This is a genomic window from uncultured Fluviicola sp. (genome assembly GCF_902168135.1).
GTDB lineage: Bacteria > Bacteroidota > Bacteroidia > Flavobacteriales_D > Crocinitomicaceae > Fluviicola.
On record NZ_CABHOL010000030.1, the window covers coordinates 1 to 16289 of the forward strand.

General features: G+C 41.4%; 13 protein-coding genes. 9 read left to right on the forward strand and 4 right to left on the reverse strand.

Going from position 1 to position 16289, the window contains the following annotated elements; all coding sequences use genetic code 11:
* The 6 genes from QZT69_RS11785 to QZT69_RS11810 all read left to right on the forward strand — a co-directional run.
* On the forward strand, window positions 1–386 hold a 386-nt coding region (locus tag QZT69_RS11785; protein WP_294674338.1), incomplete at its 5' end, for a T9SS type A sorting domain-containing protein.
* 22 nt (window positions 387–408) lie between these two features.
* A complete protein-coding gene (locus tag QZT69_RS11790) occupies window positions 409–1473 on the forward strand; it encodes a PorV/PorQ family protein (protein WP_294674341.1) in 1065 nt (354 codons plus the stop codon).
* Between the two features lie 316 nt (window positions 1474–1789).
* Window positions 1790–6004, forward strand: a complete 4215-nt coding sequence (locus QZT69_RS11795; RefSeq protein WP_294674343.1) for a T9SS type A sorting domain-containing protein — start codon at window positions 1790–1792, stop codon at window positions 6002–6004.
* 202 nt (window positions 6005–6206) lie between these two features.
* A complete protein-coding gene (gene greA / locus QZT69_RS11800; RefSeq protein WP_294674344.1) occupies window positions 6207–6680 on the forward strand; it encodes a transcription elongation factor GreA in 474 nt (157 codons plus the stop codon).
* A gap of 1 nt (window position 6681) precedes the next feature.
* Window positions 6682–7071 carry an HIT family protein gene (locus QZT69_RS11805; RefSeq protein WP_294674346.1) on the forward strand — a complete coding sequence of 130 codons (390 nt, stop codon included), beginning with the start codon at window positions 6682–6684 and terminating at the stop codon, window positions 7069–7071.
* Window positions 7064–7852 (forward strand): DUF4886 domain-containing protein, encoded by a 789-nt coding sequence (locus tag QZT69_RS11810; protein WP_367242208.1) that lies wholly within the window; start codon window positions 7064–7066, stop codon window positions 7850–7852. Before QZT69_RS11805 ends, QZT69_RS11810 begins: the two co-directional genes overlap by 8 nt.
* Before the next feature lie 73 nt (window positions 7853–7925).
* On the opposite strand, the gene QZT69_RS11815 is transcribed toward QZT69_RS11810, so the two are convergent.
* Genes QZT69_RS11815 through QZT69_RS11830 form a run of 4 tightly spaced genes read right to left on the reverse strand, consistent with a single transcriptional unit; the run spans window position 7926 to window position 13578 of the window.
* On the reverse strand, window positions 7926–8957 hold the full coding sequence (locus QZT69_RS11815) for a DUF4886 domain-containing protein (protein WP_294674350.1): 1032 nt from the start codon (window positions 8955–8957) through the stop codon (window positions 7926–7928).
* Entirely contained in the window at window positions 8954–10288 is a 1335-nt protein-coding gene (locus tag QZT69_RS11820; protein WP_294674352.1) for an acyltransferase, read from the reverse strand. Before QZT69_RS11820 ends, QZT69_RS11815 begins: the two co-directional genes overlap by 4 nt.
* Window positions 10289–10342: 54 nt before the next feature.
* Entirely contained in the window at window positions 10343–12586 is a 2244-nt protein-coding gene (locus QZT69_RS11825; RefSeq protein ID WP_294674353.1) for a hypothetical protein, read from the reverse strand.
* Complete coding sequence (locus tag QZT69_RS11830) at window positions 12568–13578, reverse strand: PorP/SprF family type IX secretion system membrane protein (RefSeq protein WP_294674356.1); 1011 nt, start codon at window positions 13576–13578, stop codon at window positions 12568–12570. The genes QZT69_RS11825 and QZT69_RS11830 overlap by 19 nt, the downstream gene beginning before the upstream one ends.
* 87 nt (window positions 13579–13665) lie before the next feature.
* Between QZT69_RS11830 and QZT69_RS11835 the strand changes: the two genes are divergently transcribed.
* From QZT69_RS11835 to QZT69_RS11845, 3 genes are all read left to right on the forward strand, one after another.
* Window positions 13666–14064: a hypothetical protein gene (locus tag QZT69_RS11835; RefSeq protein WP_294674358.1), complete on the forward strand. Its 399-nt coding sequence runs from the start codon at window positions 13666–13668 to the stop codon at window positions 14062–14064.
* A gap of 401 nt (window positions 14065–14465) precedes the next feature.
* Window positions 14466–15590, forward strand: a complete 1125-nt coding sequence (locus tag QZT69_RS11840; protein WP_294674360.1) for a hypothetical protein — start codon at window positions 14466–14468, stop codon at window positions 15588–15590.
* A 65-nt stretch (window positions 15591–15655) separates the two neighbouring features.
* On the forward strand, window positions 15656–16289 hold a 634-nt coding region (locus QZT69_RS11845), incomplete at its 3' end, for a hypothetical protein (RefSeq protein ID WP_294674362.1).

The window sequence follows — 16289 nt, forward strand, 5'->3', positions numbered from 1 at the left end:
GACCGATGTATTCCTGGTCAATGGATGATTTGCAGACAACAACAGCTAGCAGAGACGTATTGGCATCGGCATTGGATTTGATCAATGTGGTACCAAACCCATACTATGCATTCTCAGAGTATGAGCGTAACAGAATTGACACACGTGTTAAGATTGTAAACTTACCGGATCAGTGTACAGTAACTATTTACAATGTAAGTGGTAAGATGATCCGTCAGTTCAAGAAAGACAATCAGGTTACGACAATCGATTGGGATTTAAAGAACACGATTGGAGTTCCGATTGCAAGTGGTGTTTATTTGATCCATGTGGAAGTTCCGGGAATCGGAGAGCGTATTGTGAAGTTCTTCGGAGGAATGCGCCAAGTCGATCTTGAAACAATTTAATTCATTCTGTTAAGTAAAACGTATGAAATCGATTAATAAAATTATAAGATATACGGCAATAGCTGGGGTAGTGATGAGCTACTCCAGTGTATTCGCCGGGAACGAAGATCGTATCGGATCTGCCGGGGCTACGCAATTATTGGTGAATCCATGGGCTAGAAGCATTGGTATCGGAGATGCAGGAATCTCTCATGTCAATGGATTGGAAGCTACTTTCACAAATATTGCCGGTTTAGCATTTACGGATAAAACACAGATCAAGTTCGACCGTACAAACTGGATGGGAAATGCTGGGATTGCATTAAACTCTGCGGGAATCGCTCAGCGAATTACTCCTTCAACAGTAATTGCAGTTTCTGTTCAATCCATGAACTTCGGAGACATCGGTATGACAACGGTAGATTTGCCGGATGGTACGCTGGGAACATTTTCACCACGTATGAATGTGTTTAACGTAGGTTTTGCACACAGCTTTTCATCAAGCATTTACGGAGGTGTTAACTTTAAAGTGATCTCTGAAAGTATCTCTAACTTAAAGGCAAACGGTATCGCTTTTGATGCAGGTATCCGTTACGTTACCGGTGAACAAGATCAAATCAAGTTTGGTATTGCATTGAAAAATGTAGGTCCGGTAATGAAGTACAAAGGAGATGGTTTATCTGATCAGGTTAATTATTTGACGAATGGTAACCTTGCTACTTTGGAGCAGCGTTCCGCAACGTTTGAATTACCTTCTTTGTTAAATATTGGTGGGTCTTATGACTTCAACTTTGATGAGAAGAATAAGTTAATTGTAGCTGCTGCATTTACAGCAAACTCTTTCCAGAAAGATCAATACCGTTTAGGATTGGATTATGGATTGACAATCAGCAAAGCTGCATTTAACATTCGCGCGGGATACATCGCTGAGAAGGGAATCTTCAAAACGGAAAACCGTTCGAATGCATTGACTGGTTTTACTGCTGGTTTCTCTGCTGACGCTTTGGTTGGTAAAAAGAAATCTGCTTTAGGATTGGAGTATGCAATGAGATTGGCTGGTCAATTTGGAATTATCCACACTTTTGGTGCTACAATCAGCTTAAAATAAGTCAGGAACTTTCTGAAAAGAAGTCCGAATATTTGAAGAGCCCCGACATTTATCGTCGGGGCTTTTTTTGTGCTTTATTTTTCCGGGATAAAATAGTTTGACCAGTTTATCATTCCATTTTCACAAGAGAATAAATGAGAATAACACCTCAGTGGAAAAATGATCAGATTCAAGCCGTATTTCATTGAAAATCACCAACCATTTTTTAGGGACGAACGTTCTGTTTTAAAACCCAAACAGGGGGAGCTACCAAATCGAAATCAGTTTACCGGGGACTGTTTAGTAGTAGCAAGTTTGATACCTCAAAAAATAAGTTATGAAACGAAAAATGAACTACTTATCTCTCCTGGTTATGATTTGTTTTGTTGGTCAGGCCAATGCATACAATCACGATCACGAGAAAAACGGGAAACAGGGCGGAAAGCCGAAACCCACGGTAACAGCAAAGGCCGCGAATTGTGCGCCAGCGAATTACCGTAAAATCATGGACTTTAATGACGTTAGTTGTCAGCTGGAAACAGGAGGTCTTTTATTCCTCGATCGAGCGAATAATCTTGCAACATACACGGTCCCGAAAAAGAAGGGAAGTGAAACTGTGGTCACAACCATTTACGCGGGAGCATTGTGGATGGGAGGAGTAGATACCAACGGTTTGCTGAAAATTGCTGCAGTGAAGTTCAGGGAAGGGAATGACTTTTGGCCCGGACCACTAAGTGCAGTGCCAAATTCCGGGAATTTTAACCCGAATTTCCCACAGGGAGATAATGCAACCCGTGATCACAATTTGGGAACAATTGATCCGGACCAATGTCTGAAGTACGATAATATTTTCACAATCACTAAAGCGGGGGTTATTCAGTTTATTACCTGGAAAGAATGTCCGACAAACGATTGTCCGGAACCTTCTAATGAGACCATTGCGCAAATAAATGCCTGGCCGGGTAACGGAGAACCAGGCCGCGGACAAGATCAGTTTTTAGCGCCATTTTATGATGTAAATGATGACACTTTTTACGAACCTGAAGAAGGAGATTACCCTTGGTATGATGATATCTTAGGTCGTGATGACGTGGAATGCGGAAAGGATAGACGCGTCACTTTATTTGGGGATCTTACTAACTGGTGGGTATTTAACGATAGAGGAAACATCCATACGGAATCTCAGGGTGATCCGATAGGAATGGAAATTCACGCTCAGGCTTTTGCTTTCGCAACTGATGATGAGATCAACAAAATGACTTTCTACAATTACGAGCTGATTAATAGGGGGACACAAACCTTATACAATACTTATTTCTCTCAATATGTCGATGCGGATTTGGGGAACTACAATGATGACTATGCGGGATGTGATGTTACGCGCGGATTAAGCTACATGTATAATGGTGACTTAAACGACGAACCGAATTCAGGACGACCGGGATTCGGAGCAAATCCACCGGCAATTGGAGTTGATTTCTTTGAAGGCCCGTACCAGGATGTGGATGGAATGGATAATCCCGGACCTGTTTTTGATTCGATAACAAAACAATGGGATGTACCGACTGTTGCAGATGCCATTGCAAATAAAGGTATTGTCTACAGAGGTTTGGGTATTGGTTATGGGGATTCGATTGCAGATAATGAACGTTATGGGATGCGTAATTTCACGATTTATACCGGAAACGGGCAAGAACCACAATCAGACCCGACTTCGGCGCCTCAATTTTATAATTACATGAAAGGATTATGGCGATTCGGAGATCAGCTGTACTATGGTGGTACCGGATTTCCAGGAGCGCCGTGCGTCACCGGTATTCCGACTAATTATATGTTCCCCGCAAACTCAGATACATTGCATTGGGCAACAGAAGGTACTGACCCTGGATTTGACTGGTCAGAATTTGAACCGTGTGGAACCGGATCTACATCAAACCCGGCCGGAGACCGTCGTTTTGTGCAGTCAGCCGGACCATTTACCTTACGTCCGGGAGCAGTCAATAACATAACAGTTGGAATTGTTTATGCACGAAGCTATGAAGGTGAAATCTTCTCTTCTGTAAATGCATTGAAAACAGCAGATACGAAAGCCCAGGCTTTGTTTGATAACTGTTTCCGAATTTTGGAGCCGCCTGCAGCTCCTGTAATAACCATCCAGGAAATGGGAAATGAGTTGATTATTATGCTTGATAATCCGAAAAACTCTAATAACTACCAGGAGAAATATATTGAAGAAGACATCATTGGGATCGTTGACCCGAATGGCGCCGGTGATACTTTGCCAAACGGAGATCCGATTATCTACGATAAAAATTACCGCTTTGAAGGATACCAAATCTACCAGTTGAAAAATGCTTCTGTTGGTGTTACTGATTTGGATGATCAGACTGTGGCTCGTTTAGTAGCACAGTGTGATGTTAAAAACGGGGTAAAACGTCTGATTAACTTTGAAACGGATGAAGAATTGGCAGGCTATTCTTTCCCGGTAGAAAAAGTGAAAGGTTCGGACCAGGGAATCAAGCATACTTTCAGAGTAACAGAGGATTTGTTTGCTCAGGGTGATCGTAAACTGGTAAACTTCAAGACGTATTACTACCTGGCAGTTGCATACGGATACAATAATTATAAACCTTATGATCCTTCAGATCCGAAATACCTGGATGGACAGAAAAAGCCATACTTACGTTCGCGGATTAATGCAGATGGTACACCATTGGAAGGAATTCCGGCAGTACCACATAAAATAGCTCCTGAATTGGGAGGTTCTCAGGCAAATTCAGTTTACGGACAGACTCCGCGCATCACGCGTTTGGATGGAACCGGAAACGGAGGAAGAGAATTGGAGTTGACATCGGCATCCGAGAATTCAATCGTTGCCAACGGGTTCCTGGGAGAACTGGAGTATGATTACAATGGTGCTCCGATCAATGTAAAGGTCATTGATCCCTTAAATGTGGTGGGAGGGTATTTTGAATGTAAATTCCATGATTATGTCGGTCCATCCGGAAACGGGAATACTGCCTCCGAGTATAAGGGAATCGATACTGCGAGCTGGACCATTTATCATTACGATTTCGAAGGTCCGGGAGCAACGTTGATTGATTATGTGACATCCGATATGACCATCAACCAACAGAACGAACAGGTTGTAATGATTCCGAAATGGGGAGTTTCCATTGAAATAGTCCAGGAAAAATATTATTTCCCATCTGCAGTGGCATCCTCCGTTTACTTATATGCAGATCCGTTGTCAGCGAGTATTTCGTATGATGATTCCACCAAACAGTGGTTGGATTTTATTAAGGATGATGGTTCCTATACACCCAGAAACTGGATCCGGACCGGAACGAATAATCCTCAACCGATAGATTGTAATCCGGCATTGGGGAATGAGAATCCGTGTTTGTATCCGGATGAGATCGGGAAGGATCCCAAGGAGAATTACAACAAGTTGTTGGGAGGAGGAGTTGCCCCGCATAAGTTAACCGGTTACCAATCTGCTTTTATGCCGCTTGCTTACCCGGCAGCCTACACCGGATTTTCCCTGGCACGTTTGAATGCATCGATCAAGTATTTGCCGAGTGTGGATATTGTGATCACTTCAGATCAGTCAAAATGGACACGTTGTGCGGTAATTGAACTGGGCCGCGATGCGAGCCTGAACCAGAATGGAGGCCTTCCGGGAGAACTCCGTAAAACAGAATCAGTTGGTAAAGACTGGAAGCCAGATGGATCGGGAACAACCGGAATGAGCTGGTTCCCGGGATATGCAATCGATTTGGAAACAGGAGCACGTCTGCACATGGCTTTTGGAGAGAATTCTTTCCTGGGAGGAGATAATGGAGCTGATATGAGATGGAATCCGTCAAACAGGCAATTGGATGGAAACGGTCTTACTGTATTTGGCGGCAATCAACCGATCTGGGTATTCGGAGTGGACGTAAACGGTGAGGGTTGTCCTTATTATGATGGGGTCAACAACTGGGTTTATGATCAATACCAGGCAGGGACATCTTTGGCCTATAGAAAAGTATTTACAAGTTTAATGTGGGTCGCAAATACGGTAACAGCAGCAGGGCATGACTTTATGGAAACAGATGTTCGATTGAAATTACGTGTAAACAAACAATACGCGGATTACAATGCAACGGGAAAGAACGGCGGAAGACCGATGTATTCCTGGTCGATGGACGAACTTCAGACAACAACAGCGAGCAGAGACGTATTGGCATCCGCATTGGATTTAATCAATGTGGTACCAAATCCATACTATGCATTCTCAGAGTATGAGCGTAACAGAATTGACACGCGTGTTAAGATTGTAAACTTACCGGATCAGTGTACCGTAACTATTTACAATGTAAGTGGTAAGATGGTCCGTCAGTTCAAGAAAGACAATCAGATTACGACAATTGATTGGGATTTAAAGAACGCGATTGGAGTTCCGATTGCAAGTGGAGTTTATTTGATCCATGTGGAAGTTCCGGGAATCGGAGAGCGTGTAGTAAAGTTCTTCGGAGGAATGCGGCAGATCGATCTGGAGACTATTTAAGCCCCAAGTTTAAAATGTCCGGTACTTTCAGCTGTAGATTTAGTTGAAAAGTATCCTGAAAATTGTATGATTAGCTGAAAAAACACGTCGAAATACCGGAAATTGGTTTGTTTCGATAGATAAAAAAATATATATTTGTTGTAACAGGAGAGTCCATTGGGCTCTCTTGTTGTTATTTATAGCACATAACAAATAAAGAATTATGTCAGATTTCGCATATTATACAGAAGAAGGACTTAAGAAGTTGAAGGATGAATTGCACGAAATGAAAACGGTGCAGCGTCCACGTATATCAGAGCAAATTGCTGAGGCAAGAGATAAGGGGGATCTGTCTGAAAATGCTGAATATGATGCAGCAAAAGAAGCGCAGGGATTATTGGAGATGAAAATTGCTAAAATGGAAGAATTGGTTTCCAAAGCAAGAATCATTGACAATTCATTAATAGATAATTCCAAAGTTTTCATCTTGTCACGTGTAAAGATCAAGAATGTAAACAACAACATGGAGATGGAATACACATTGGTTGCTGAAAGCGAAGCTGATCTGAAAGAGAAAAAGATTTCCGTTGATTCCCCGATCGGGAAAGGACTTTTAGGAAAAAAAGTAGGAGATATAGCAGATGTACAAACACCAAACGGGATTATCAAGTTTGAGGTAATGGATATTGCACGCTAATATGGCTACGATCTTTTCAAAAATAATCTCAGGAGAAATCCCCTGTCATAAAATTGCCGAGAATGATGATTTTCTGGCATTTTTAGATATTATGCCTTTGAGAAAGGGGCATGCTTTAGTCATTCCCAAGAAAGAAACGGACTATATCTTTGATATGGAAGATTCGGAACTTGCGGCAATGATGATCTTTGCCAAGGAGGTTTCCCATAAGATCAAAAAAGTCTTTCCATGCCGTAAGATCGGGGTTACCGTTATTGGTTTGGAAGTCCCTCACGCACATATTCACCTGATTCCGATCAATGGAATTGCGGATATGAATTTTGCACAGGAAAAATTGACTTTAAGCCAGGACGAACTGGCTCAGATTGCACAAGATATTCAAAATGCGTAAAATAAATCCGGGCAGAGCAGGTAGCTTTTTATTTGTTCTGCTTCTTTTACTGTGTTTTTCTTGTTCGGAGTCTAAAAGGACAACCCGTATACTTTTTGTAGGCAACAGTTATACCTACCGGAATAACATGCCCAAAATTTTCGAAAGAATAGCTCAATCTAAAGGAGAAGAAGTCCGGGTTTCTCATATCACCCGCGGAAAGTATACCTTTTACCTGCATTCGAAGCGAAAAAAACTTTACAAAGCGCTGCACAACCAGGATTGGGATGTGATTGTTCTGCAGGGCTCTTCCAGGGACATGCTGCGCGATTCTGCAAGATTTATGAAACGGACTTATCCCGCATTGGATAAAATGCTGGGGATGATACGGAAGAACCAAAAAGATGCGAAGGTCTATTTCTATATGACCTGGCCTTATCGCAAAGGAGATCCCAAAACAGAGCGCTTTTCAAATCCGGATTCTATGCTGAAAGCAGTTGCCACCGGATACCATAACCTCAAAGATCGGTATAATATTCCTGTCATTCCTGTGGGAAAGGTTTGGAGAAGCTATGTGATTACCTATCCGGAAGCCGAATTATACCTCAAAGACAACTCACATCCTACCTATGAGGGATCGTATCTGGTAGCTTGTACCATGTACTCGGCAATCTATGGGAAAAGTCCACAGGGAGCAAATAAACTCGCGATCTTCAACCAAAATGAGTACGAACGCATTCAGCAGTTTGTCGGAAAGAAATACCGAACGAAGGAATTCCAATACTACCTTAGGACAGAATGAGAAGCAGAAATTGATCCGTAGCAGCCAGTCGCGACTGGTTGCTACCCGTTTTGTTCTTGCTTTTATTCTGTTCTTATTTCCCTTGGTTTGCTTTTTTCACTTTGTTGGAAACCGTTACACGTTTCTTTAAGGTGAAATTGTTACAGTTCTGTCTCATGTGCAGAGTCACCGTATAAGTCCCGGATGTCTTGTAATAATGCTTCGGGTTCTTTTTGGTTGAAGTAACACCATCTCCGAAATCCCAATAATAATCACCTTTATTACTCGTTTGGTTGGTGAATTGTGCCGCCAGCCAGGTTTCCTTTACTTTAAAATCCATAACAGGCGTTTCTTTAATATCGAAAACGCGTGTTTGGTTCAGTTTGTACAAGTTCAGGTTCTTTAAGACTACGTTTGTGGCTGCCTGCTCAATGACTCTCCAATAAGTGCTGTCTACTCTTTTGGGCGCTGTTCCTCCAACCGGAGAATCCTTGAAAATAGAAGCATAAGCCGTACACGCCGCCGTAAAGCTTCCCAAAGCATTCGGGTGATAACGATCCGTGAAGTAAAGATCAATGTCCGGATGCATTTCACGGATATTCTTCCAAACAGCACCAACCGGGATTACCGGGTAATTCAGAGAGTCACTAATCATCATATATCCGTTCCAGATACGCTGCTGCATTTTTTGGTAGGTGTCATTCGCTGGCTGCTCCGGGTATCCTTTTTCATATCCCCAGGTCATGTAAAAATAAATCTGTGCGCAGGGACTTGTTTTGAGAATACTGTCGATCAATAGTTTTGCGTAAGGAATAGATTCCTTCAAAATAACTGAACTGTCTTCGGCAAATTCCCTGGAAAACCCCTGGATCAATACATAGTCCCACTTGCGGGTTTTCATTTTAACGTAAGTACTTGGTCTTTCACTGTGTGCTTTCAGAGTACTTCCGCTGACAGCAATGGAATCAGCATATACTTTTTTACCCTTGGATTGTGCCAAATGCTCGAAAATCTTCGGCATATTGTTCATGTGCGTAAAACTGTTCCCGATAAACAATACATTGGTGGGCTGCTGACCAAAACTAAGACCGGTGATTAAAGAAAAGAATAATGCTAATTTATTCATTTACGAAGCTGTTTTTTTCGTTTAGGATAGAAAATGCCGAATACTTTGTAGTATAATTCTGTCAATGGTTCGATGTACTTCACCATAATGACGAAGACCGTTATGAAGAATGCGGAGATTGAAACTGCGATCCATGGATTGAACTGACGATGGTACCAGGGTTCAGGATCAAGTCCTATACCAATAATTCCGGCATATAAGATAATTACGTGAACAATGTAAACCGGGAAAGTAGTTTGGCCCATTTTCAGGAACAGCGGAGCATTGATCTTGAAATTCGCGTCTATGAGCATCAAAGTTCCCAGCAGTATGGCCACCTGCCCCAGGCGGGCGAAACCGGTGGAATTGTTTTCAAAACAACCTGATCCTCCCAGCCAGTTTGTTAACTGATCTATCTCATGGAAAAGGCTTTGACCTGCGATATTGAAGAACAAACCAACAAGGATGAAAGTCACTCCAAACCACCACAGACGCACATTCTTCTCGTAATGGCGAATGATCGCTCCGATCATACCTCCCATCAAGACATAGCCTGAATAGCGAACAAAGCTGAAGTCGGAGAATTCACCGTACATCATGTTCTGAATAAATTTCGGAGCTCCCTGAGGAATAAAATAACGCGGGTCTTTCACTGTTTTGATACCTTCCGAAACACCGTACAACTTGATGTGTTCCTTCATGTATCCGTAGATGATGAAAATAACCAGTGCTGCGGCCAGGTAATAGATGTAAAGCGGACCTTTTTTGATGATCTTGTAAATTCCGAAAACAACCAGCAGGAAAAAAATCCCGAATCCGATGGACTGCAGTACATGGAATGCCTGGAACCAACTGAAATGATAATTGAATATCCATGCTTTCGCGTTGTAAGCCGTCGGATAAAAAGGAACGAGAATATCGTGGAACCAGGAACCGATCATGTCGAAGAAACTCGCATTTTTCAGTTTTCCGTAAGCTTCGAATCCATACCCGGTATCCCGGATAAAAGTGATTAAATCAAATTGGATAAAGTAACCCCAGAACAAGAGCATTTTCACACGTCCGAATCCTTTTTTTACCCGTTCATTGCTGAAATAAGGTTCACTCGTGTTTTTGCTCAGCAGGTAAACAAATACCACTCCGGTAACGGCAAAGAACAGGGGAGACGTAAGTCCGTGGAGATTGTGCCAGAAACTAAAGAGCCAATTGTTATCGTCCCGGTATTTATCAGCAAGTGCCGAGCCGGTGAAATGACCCTCAAGCATCATCAAAATGGCTATCGAACGAGCCATATCTATAAATTTCAACCTCGGACGAGCTGCTAATGGCAACTCACCATTTTCTACTGACATAGTTTGGATTTACGGGCAAAGATACATTTTATAACTATTCAATTCAAGCTTTTGCTATTTAGGTGTTTCTCCCAGTAGCATCAAACGAATCGGAGCGTCGTATCCCTCGAAATAAATGAGGATGGGGAATGAGAAAATACCGTCGGGAAGTTTATTTGCTGTGGTGGCTTGTACTAAGACACTTCCTCTTGGCGGAACAGTGCCTGCATAAGTAAAATCGACCAGGTCGCCTTCGGTTTTAATGGCACTGATCTTTAAGCTTTTTTCATGGTTGTTGTGAACAGCGAACTGGAAATTGTTTGCTCCCTGCTGAATCTTCCCAAGGGTAATCACATTCGGCACACAGTCGATAAAGAAGAAAATGGAATCGGTTTCCAAATAGCTTACGCTTTGAATCTCAATTTTCCGCTCTCTTGCAGCTGCACGGGAGAACACGGAATTTTTTACATCGTTCGGATTGTCACTGGTAATCTGGTTGGCAGTATATTCCCCATAAGGAACACCTACCAGTTCCAGTTTTCCACCATTGGGTGAATTTCCGTCCAGGTAAGGAGCAAACACGCCGTTGTCGTAAGCTCTTAAATAATTCCCCAATGACATGATACGTCGCTGGGTTAAAGCGACGTTGTATTCCGTTTTTGCAAGTGGTGAAGCAAATCCACGGATGTTTAAACGGATCTGGAAGCCCTTTTGGAGTTCTTCCAGAAGCAGTGTTTGGAAGAGCACCAGATCTTTTACACCTTGTTCTACATATTCCAGGAAAAAACTTTCGATATCTTCTTCTGCTTCCACACTTTTTTCTGCGGTTAACCCTTTGGAATATTCTTTCCGGTACTCGGGAAGCATGGCAATGTAGTCATTGTAGCTGTTGATATAATTGACCTTCGTGGTTGTTTCTTTGGAACGCGGGTCCGGAATGTCGTTATGGAAATAAAGCGTTACCGGAAGTCTTTTGTTTAGTTCTGCCAGGGTTTCTTTTTTCGTTTCCGGAATGATGATGCGCGGGTGTTTGTATCCGAAAATATCACTGCAGCAGGTTGGATTTTTGACATATTGAACTCCGAGCCGGTTACTGGAAACATACATGCTGTCCCGGTCTTCGAAGTAATAAATGTCGTTGGCTGAACTGTTGATCGGTAAGCCCAAATTCTGCGGAGCTTCCCATCTTCCATTCTTCAATTCGATGTAGAATACGTCGTATCCGCCAAAACCATCGAACCAGGAGGAGGAAAAGTATAAGCGTTTCTTATCGGAGTTGTAAAACGGACTGATGTCATTATCTAATGAATTTGCAGCATTTAAAGCTCTGACTTTCGAAAACTGGTTTCCATTGTTTTTGATGACGGAATAATACAGGTCCATTCCGCCTTTTCCGTCTTCCCGGTTGGAGGAAAAGATGAGCCACTCTTCATTTTCAATCACCGCAATGGTCGGAGTCGTATTGTTTGTTCCGGGTTCGTTGATGATTTCACCCAATGGATTGGGGTTTGACCACTTGCCATTTTGGAAAGATGACACCCAGATCTGGCAGTTGAACTGATTTTCATCTCCGCCGCAATTGCTGTAATAAAAGCGTTTTCCATCTGCTGAGAAACACCCGTTGCCGGTGTGAATATCTGCTTTATTCAAAGCTTCCAGTAACCCGGGATTGACTTCTTTCAAACTGTCTTTCCAGGCCGTGAAGTAAAGCCGGTTTTTGTAGTTGTCGTCCAGCATCTCTTCGCCTGTATTTTCTTTTTTGCTGCGCATGGAAGAAAGTACGAATTGCCCTTGAGAAATGGTGTGGCCGAATTCCGAATTGACAGTATTTAATCCTTTGGGAAGTTCGATTTGTTCGAGGTTGGAAGTGTCTTTCAAAGCAGTTTGTGCCCACAGGCAGGATTCCAGTTCGCGCTTCGATTTCAGGTAATTATAGGTGCGTTTGTCTTTGGAGTATTTCTTTTTTGCCCGTTTGAATAACTCGATAGCTTTGGCGTAATGTCCGTTCTGTTTTTCCATTAAAGCCCATTGAAGCAAACTTGCCGGATACATGGAAGTTTCTTCCTTTTCGTAGACTTTTTGGTAGTAATAGCTTGCTTTCCGGTAATCTTTGTATGCACGAAGTGTTTCGGCATATTTCCATAAAACACTTACCGTATTGGAGTCTATTTCCATGGCTTTTTCGTAATACTGAAGCGCATAGATATAATCACCTTTTGCGTATTGCTCATCTGCAAAGTCCAGGTATTTACCCAACAGGTTCTGTCCGTAGCCGGTAAATGAAATCAGGGCAAAGAGGATTAAATATAATCTGGGCATATGCGGTGAATGACTTTTTTGGGTTTAAAACGGGTGATGATGTACTCAACAGAAAGTTCAAGGCCTCCGCGAGCGGTACTAGCCGGTATTAATTTAGAGATATTGGTATCGTAACTTGCAGCCACAGACCAATTCTGCATGGCTAATCCCAATCTTACTACAACGGCATCGCGTGAGCGAAACCACAATCCTCCGTCTACTGCGCGGTAAGTTCCCAATTTATTGATTAAGGTATACCGAACTTGTGACCCGATGATCAATTCCCGGTATTTCCCCTGGAGATTGAATCCGAGTCCTGGAATTACCGCCAGTTCTTTGTTGATGGCATGATCTACCTGGGAATAAAGACTGATCCGGATATCCCGGGGAACTTTTACGCCGTAGAAACCCTGGTTCGGCCGGTTTAGATTGTGTCCGCTTATCCCGGTTTTTACCGAATTGCTTTTTCCATAGTAGAATGCGTGAACAATCCCGGCACTGCTTGTCAGGTTTGCACGGCTGTCGTTCTGATAAGCTTCATTGGTCGGCAGGCTGGCATCAAAAATGAGCCCGTTGAATTGATTATCGAAATAGAACTTGTCCATGTTTACCTTGCGGTAATTCAATCCGACTTGTATGCCGACACTCAAAGTTTGGGAAGAATCCGATGTCAGCTTCAGGTTTTTAGCAACACTTCCGAGGAATTCCAGGGTTTGATAAAATCCGTCACCGACATTATCGTGAAAAAGCAATGCTCCGAAGTTGATTCCTTTTTGTTTCCACTTCATGTCGCCTGCAGCGGCAAATGTTTGAAAGGGAACGGTTACACTTCGCCACTGGTCTTTGTAGTTTCCTGTGAGCCGGATATCTCCTGCGAAAAGTCCCGTATTAGCCGGATTTTGGTAAATCGGCTGGCGGTTGAGGTGTGAGAAATGGATATCCTGAGCCAATGACCTGAAAGCACACGCCGTTACAAAAAGTCCGATAAGCAGGTAATAGTTCCGTTTTCTCATTAAATCAAATATACAATAAAATCAATCAGGACTGTACTTCCCTCAAATTGGAATTGCGGTTTGAATAAATTGGGTATTTTCGTTTTTATGAAGCAATCAATTTGTTTAATTCTCGGAGCAGCCTTCTTATTATGCTCGTTCAAAAGTGACGGTCTTATCGAACGTGTTTATCCCGAACTATTAGGAGACTACGATTTTTATAAATCGGTTGCAGACAGGTCTACTTCTTATGCAAAAGAGGGGGAAGATCATTTCACTGCCCGGATTACCAGGAAGGACCAGATCTTATTTTTCAAGAATGGAAAAAAGGAGCGCAAAATGCACTTTGTGGAAGCTAAAATGCCTTTTTTGGATGATGAGAATCATGTGCTTTTCGGAAGCAAGGGGAACTATGAGCCGATGTTCTACCGCGGAGATACGATTGTGATCCAGAGTTACCCGATCGAGTACCAGGATAATTATTTTGTGAAGAAGAAGGGGAGTTGAAGGGGGATTATGTGCTTAAAACCGGCAGTTGTAAAAAGGTATATGAGTAAGGTAACGAAGATTGAAATTTAGGAGATTGCTTTTTAACAAATCGGATAATCAAACTGTTGAGTTCTTTCATTCTTAAGGAGGATATTTCAGAGCTTTTAAATCCGCCTCAATTTTGGACAAATAAAGACTTTATCACCTTTAAAAGGTGTCAATTTGGTTACAAATTGTAACACAACTGTAAATAAGTATTATACTTGCAATGTCAATAGCTAGTTCACTGAAATGAAACTTTTATTATTTCGAAATTGATTTTCCAACTAATTTATTCTGAATGCATTTAACAATGTAAAGAATATCGTGCTATTGGCATCGAGAACTGAAACTTATTTTTAATTAACATTATTCACGTCATGAAGAAAATCAATCTATTTCTTTCCCTTTCCGCAATGGTTATTTGCAGCGGAGCATTTGCACAAGAAAACATCATTGAAGAAAATGGAAACGTGGGACTGGGAACAACGGCACCAACAGCAAGACTAACGGTTGCGGGTTCAACTCGTATTGATTCCACTCTTACAGTTAATGATTCCGTTGTTATGGCAACTAGTGCCAGAGTCGGAGAAGATTTAAAAGTTGAGGGAAATCTTTATATTCCAAATATTCCATCATTGGAACATTACACCAATGAATCCTTTTTAGTCAAAGATATAAATGGTTTGGTTCAGGGAATTACAACGCAAGGAATGGCAAGTACTATATATTCTTTGAGTTGTGATTTGGCAGGTGTTAATCCATTCTGGAACAATGGCCCTAATAAACTTTACACGGAATGTGCAGGCGTACGGGTTGGAATTGGTACAAACTCACCAGAATTTACGTTCGACTGTCGGGGTGATGCAAAAACTGCAGGTCATTTATGGGCGAATCAATCTCTTTCTATCGGTGCAAACATGAATGCCTTTTCCAAATTAAATATTGTCAATACCAACAGAGCTGCCGTAATTCAGGCAAACACCGTTGGGAATACAAAGCCTTATCAACGTTTAATGTACTTTGAATACGATAACACCGATACAAAAATTTTGGAAGTCCAAAATCCAACAGCTGGTTACACCGCTTTTTCTCTTAATTCAAATGGTGAAATGGACATTCACAACGGAGTAGTTCCTATTTTTCATTTAGGAACAAACGGTATGCTGTCGCTACGTAATAATTCAATGGAGACTTTTCGCGTAGAAGCTAATGGAATGGTGAGAGCCCGAAAAATAAAGGTAGATAGCGAAACATGGGCAGACTATGTTTTCGATGAAAATTACAAATTATTGCCTTTAAATGAATTGGAACTTTTTGTGAAGCAAAACAAACATTTACCATCGATACCTTCAGAACAACAAATCAAGGAAGAAGGAATTGATGTTACTGAAATGAACGTAAAAATGATGGAGAAAATTGAAGAGCTGACGTTGTATTTAATCCAACAAAATAAAGAGATCGAAAAACTGAAAGCTGAAATTCAGAGAATGCAGCAAAACTAGTACGTTAAGAAATAATTTTCTATTTCAACTTACCATTAGATTTCACATACAAAAACATTGAATTGATGAAAACATATTTCATACTATTAAGTTGCGCTTTGTCATTTTTGGGAAGAACTCAACATTTAGATTCTAATAAAGATTTTGGTTACGACTGGTCTTATCAAAATAAAAGTGTTTTAATCGATTCTACCAATAAGGAAACGGAGACATCTGAAAACCAATTACATTTTGGATTTTCAGTTAATCAATCAATAGCAAAATATGGATTACCCACATCTGTTTTATTCACTATAAACTTCAAAAAGCATCAATTCGATTTAGGTCCGAAGTTTGGATTGGGGGAATTCGCAATAGCTTACAGAAGAGTTATAGGTGCAGAGTTTAATTATAAATTTTACGTGCTCGGAGATACTAAATGGTATAACCCTTATCTTCTCTTTAATGCTGGTTACTTGAATTACAATACGACCCACACGAATATTTACAATTCTCAAATAAAGGATATAAAAAATAGTATCGAACTGAATTTTGGATTGGGAATAAAATTTACCATAGTTAGAGGGTTTTATATTGGCACTCATGTAGGTTTGGGAACTTTTAATGCTGTTAGACAGGATATTATTGATGGAGAAGTGGCCAATAAAGTGAACGAAAAAAGTGGAGGATTTCTTGGTTCTGTTTTTATCGGATATAAAT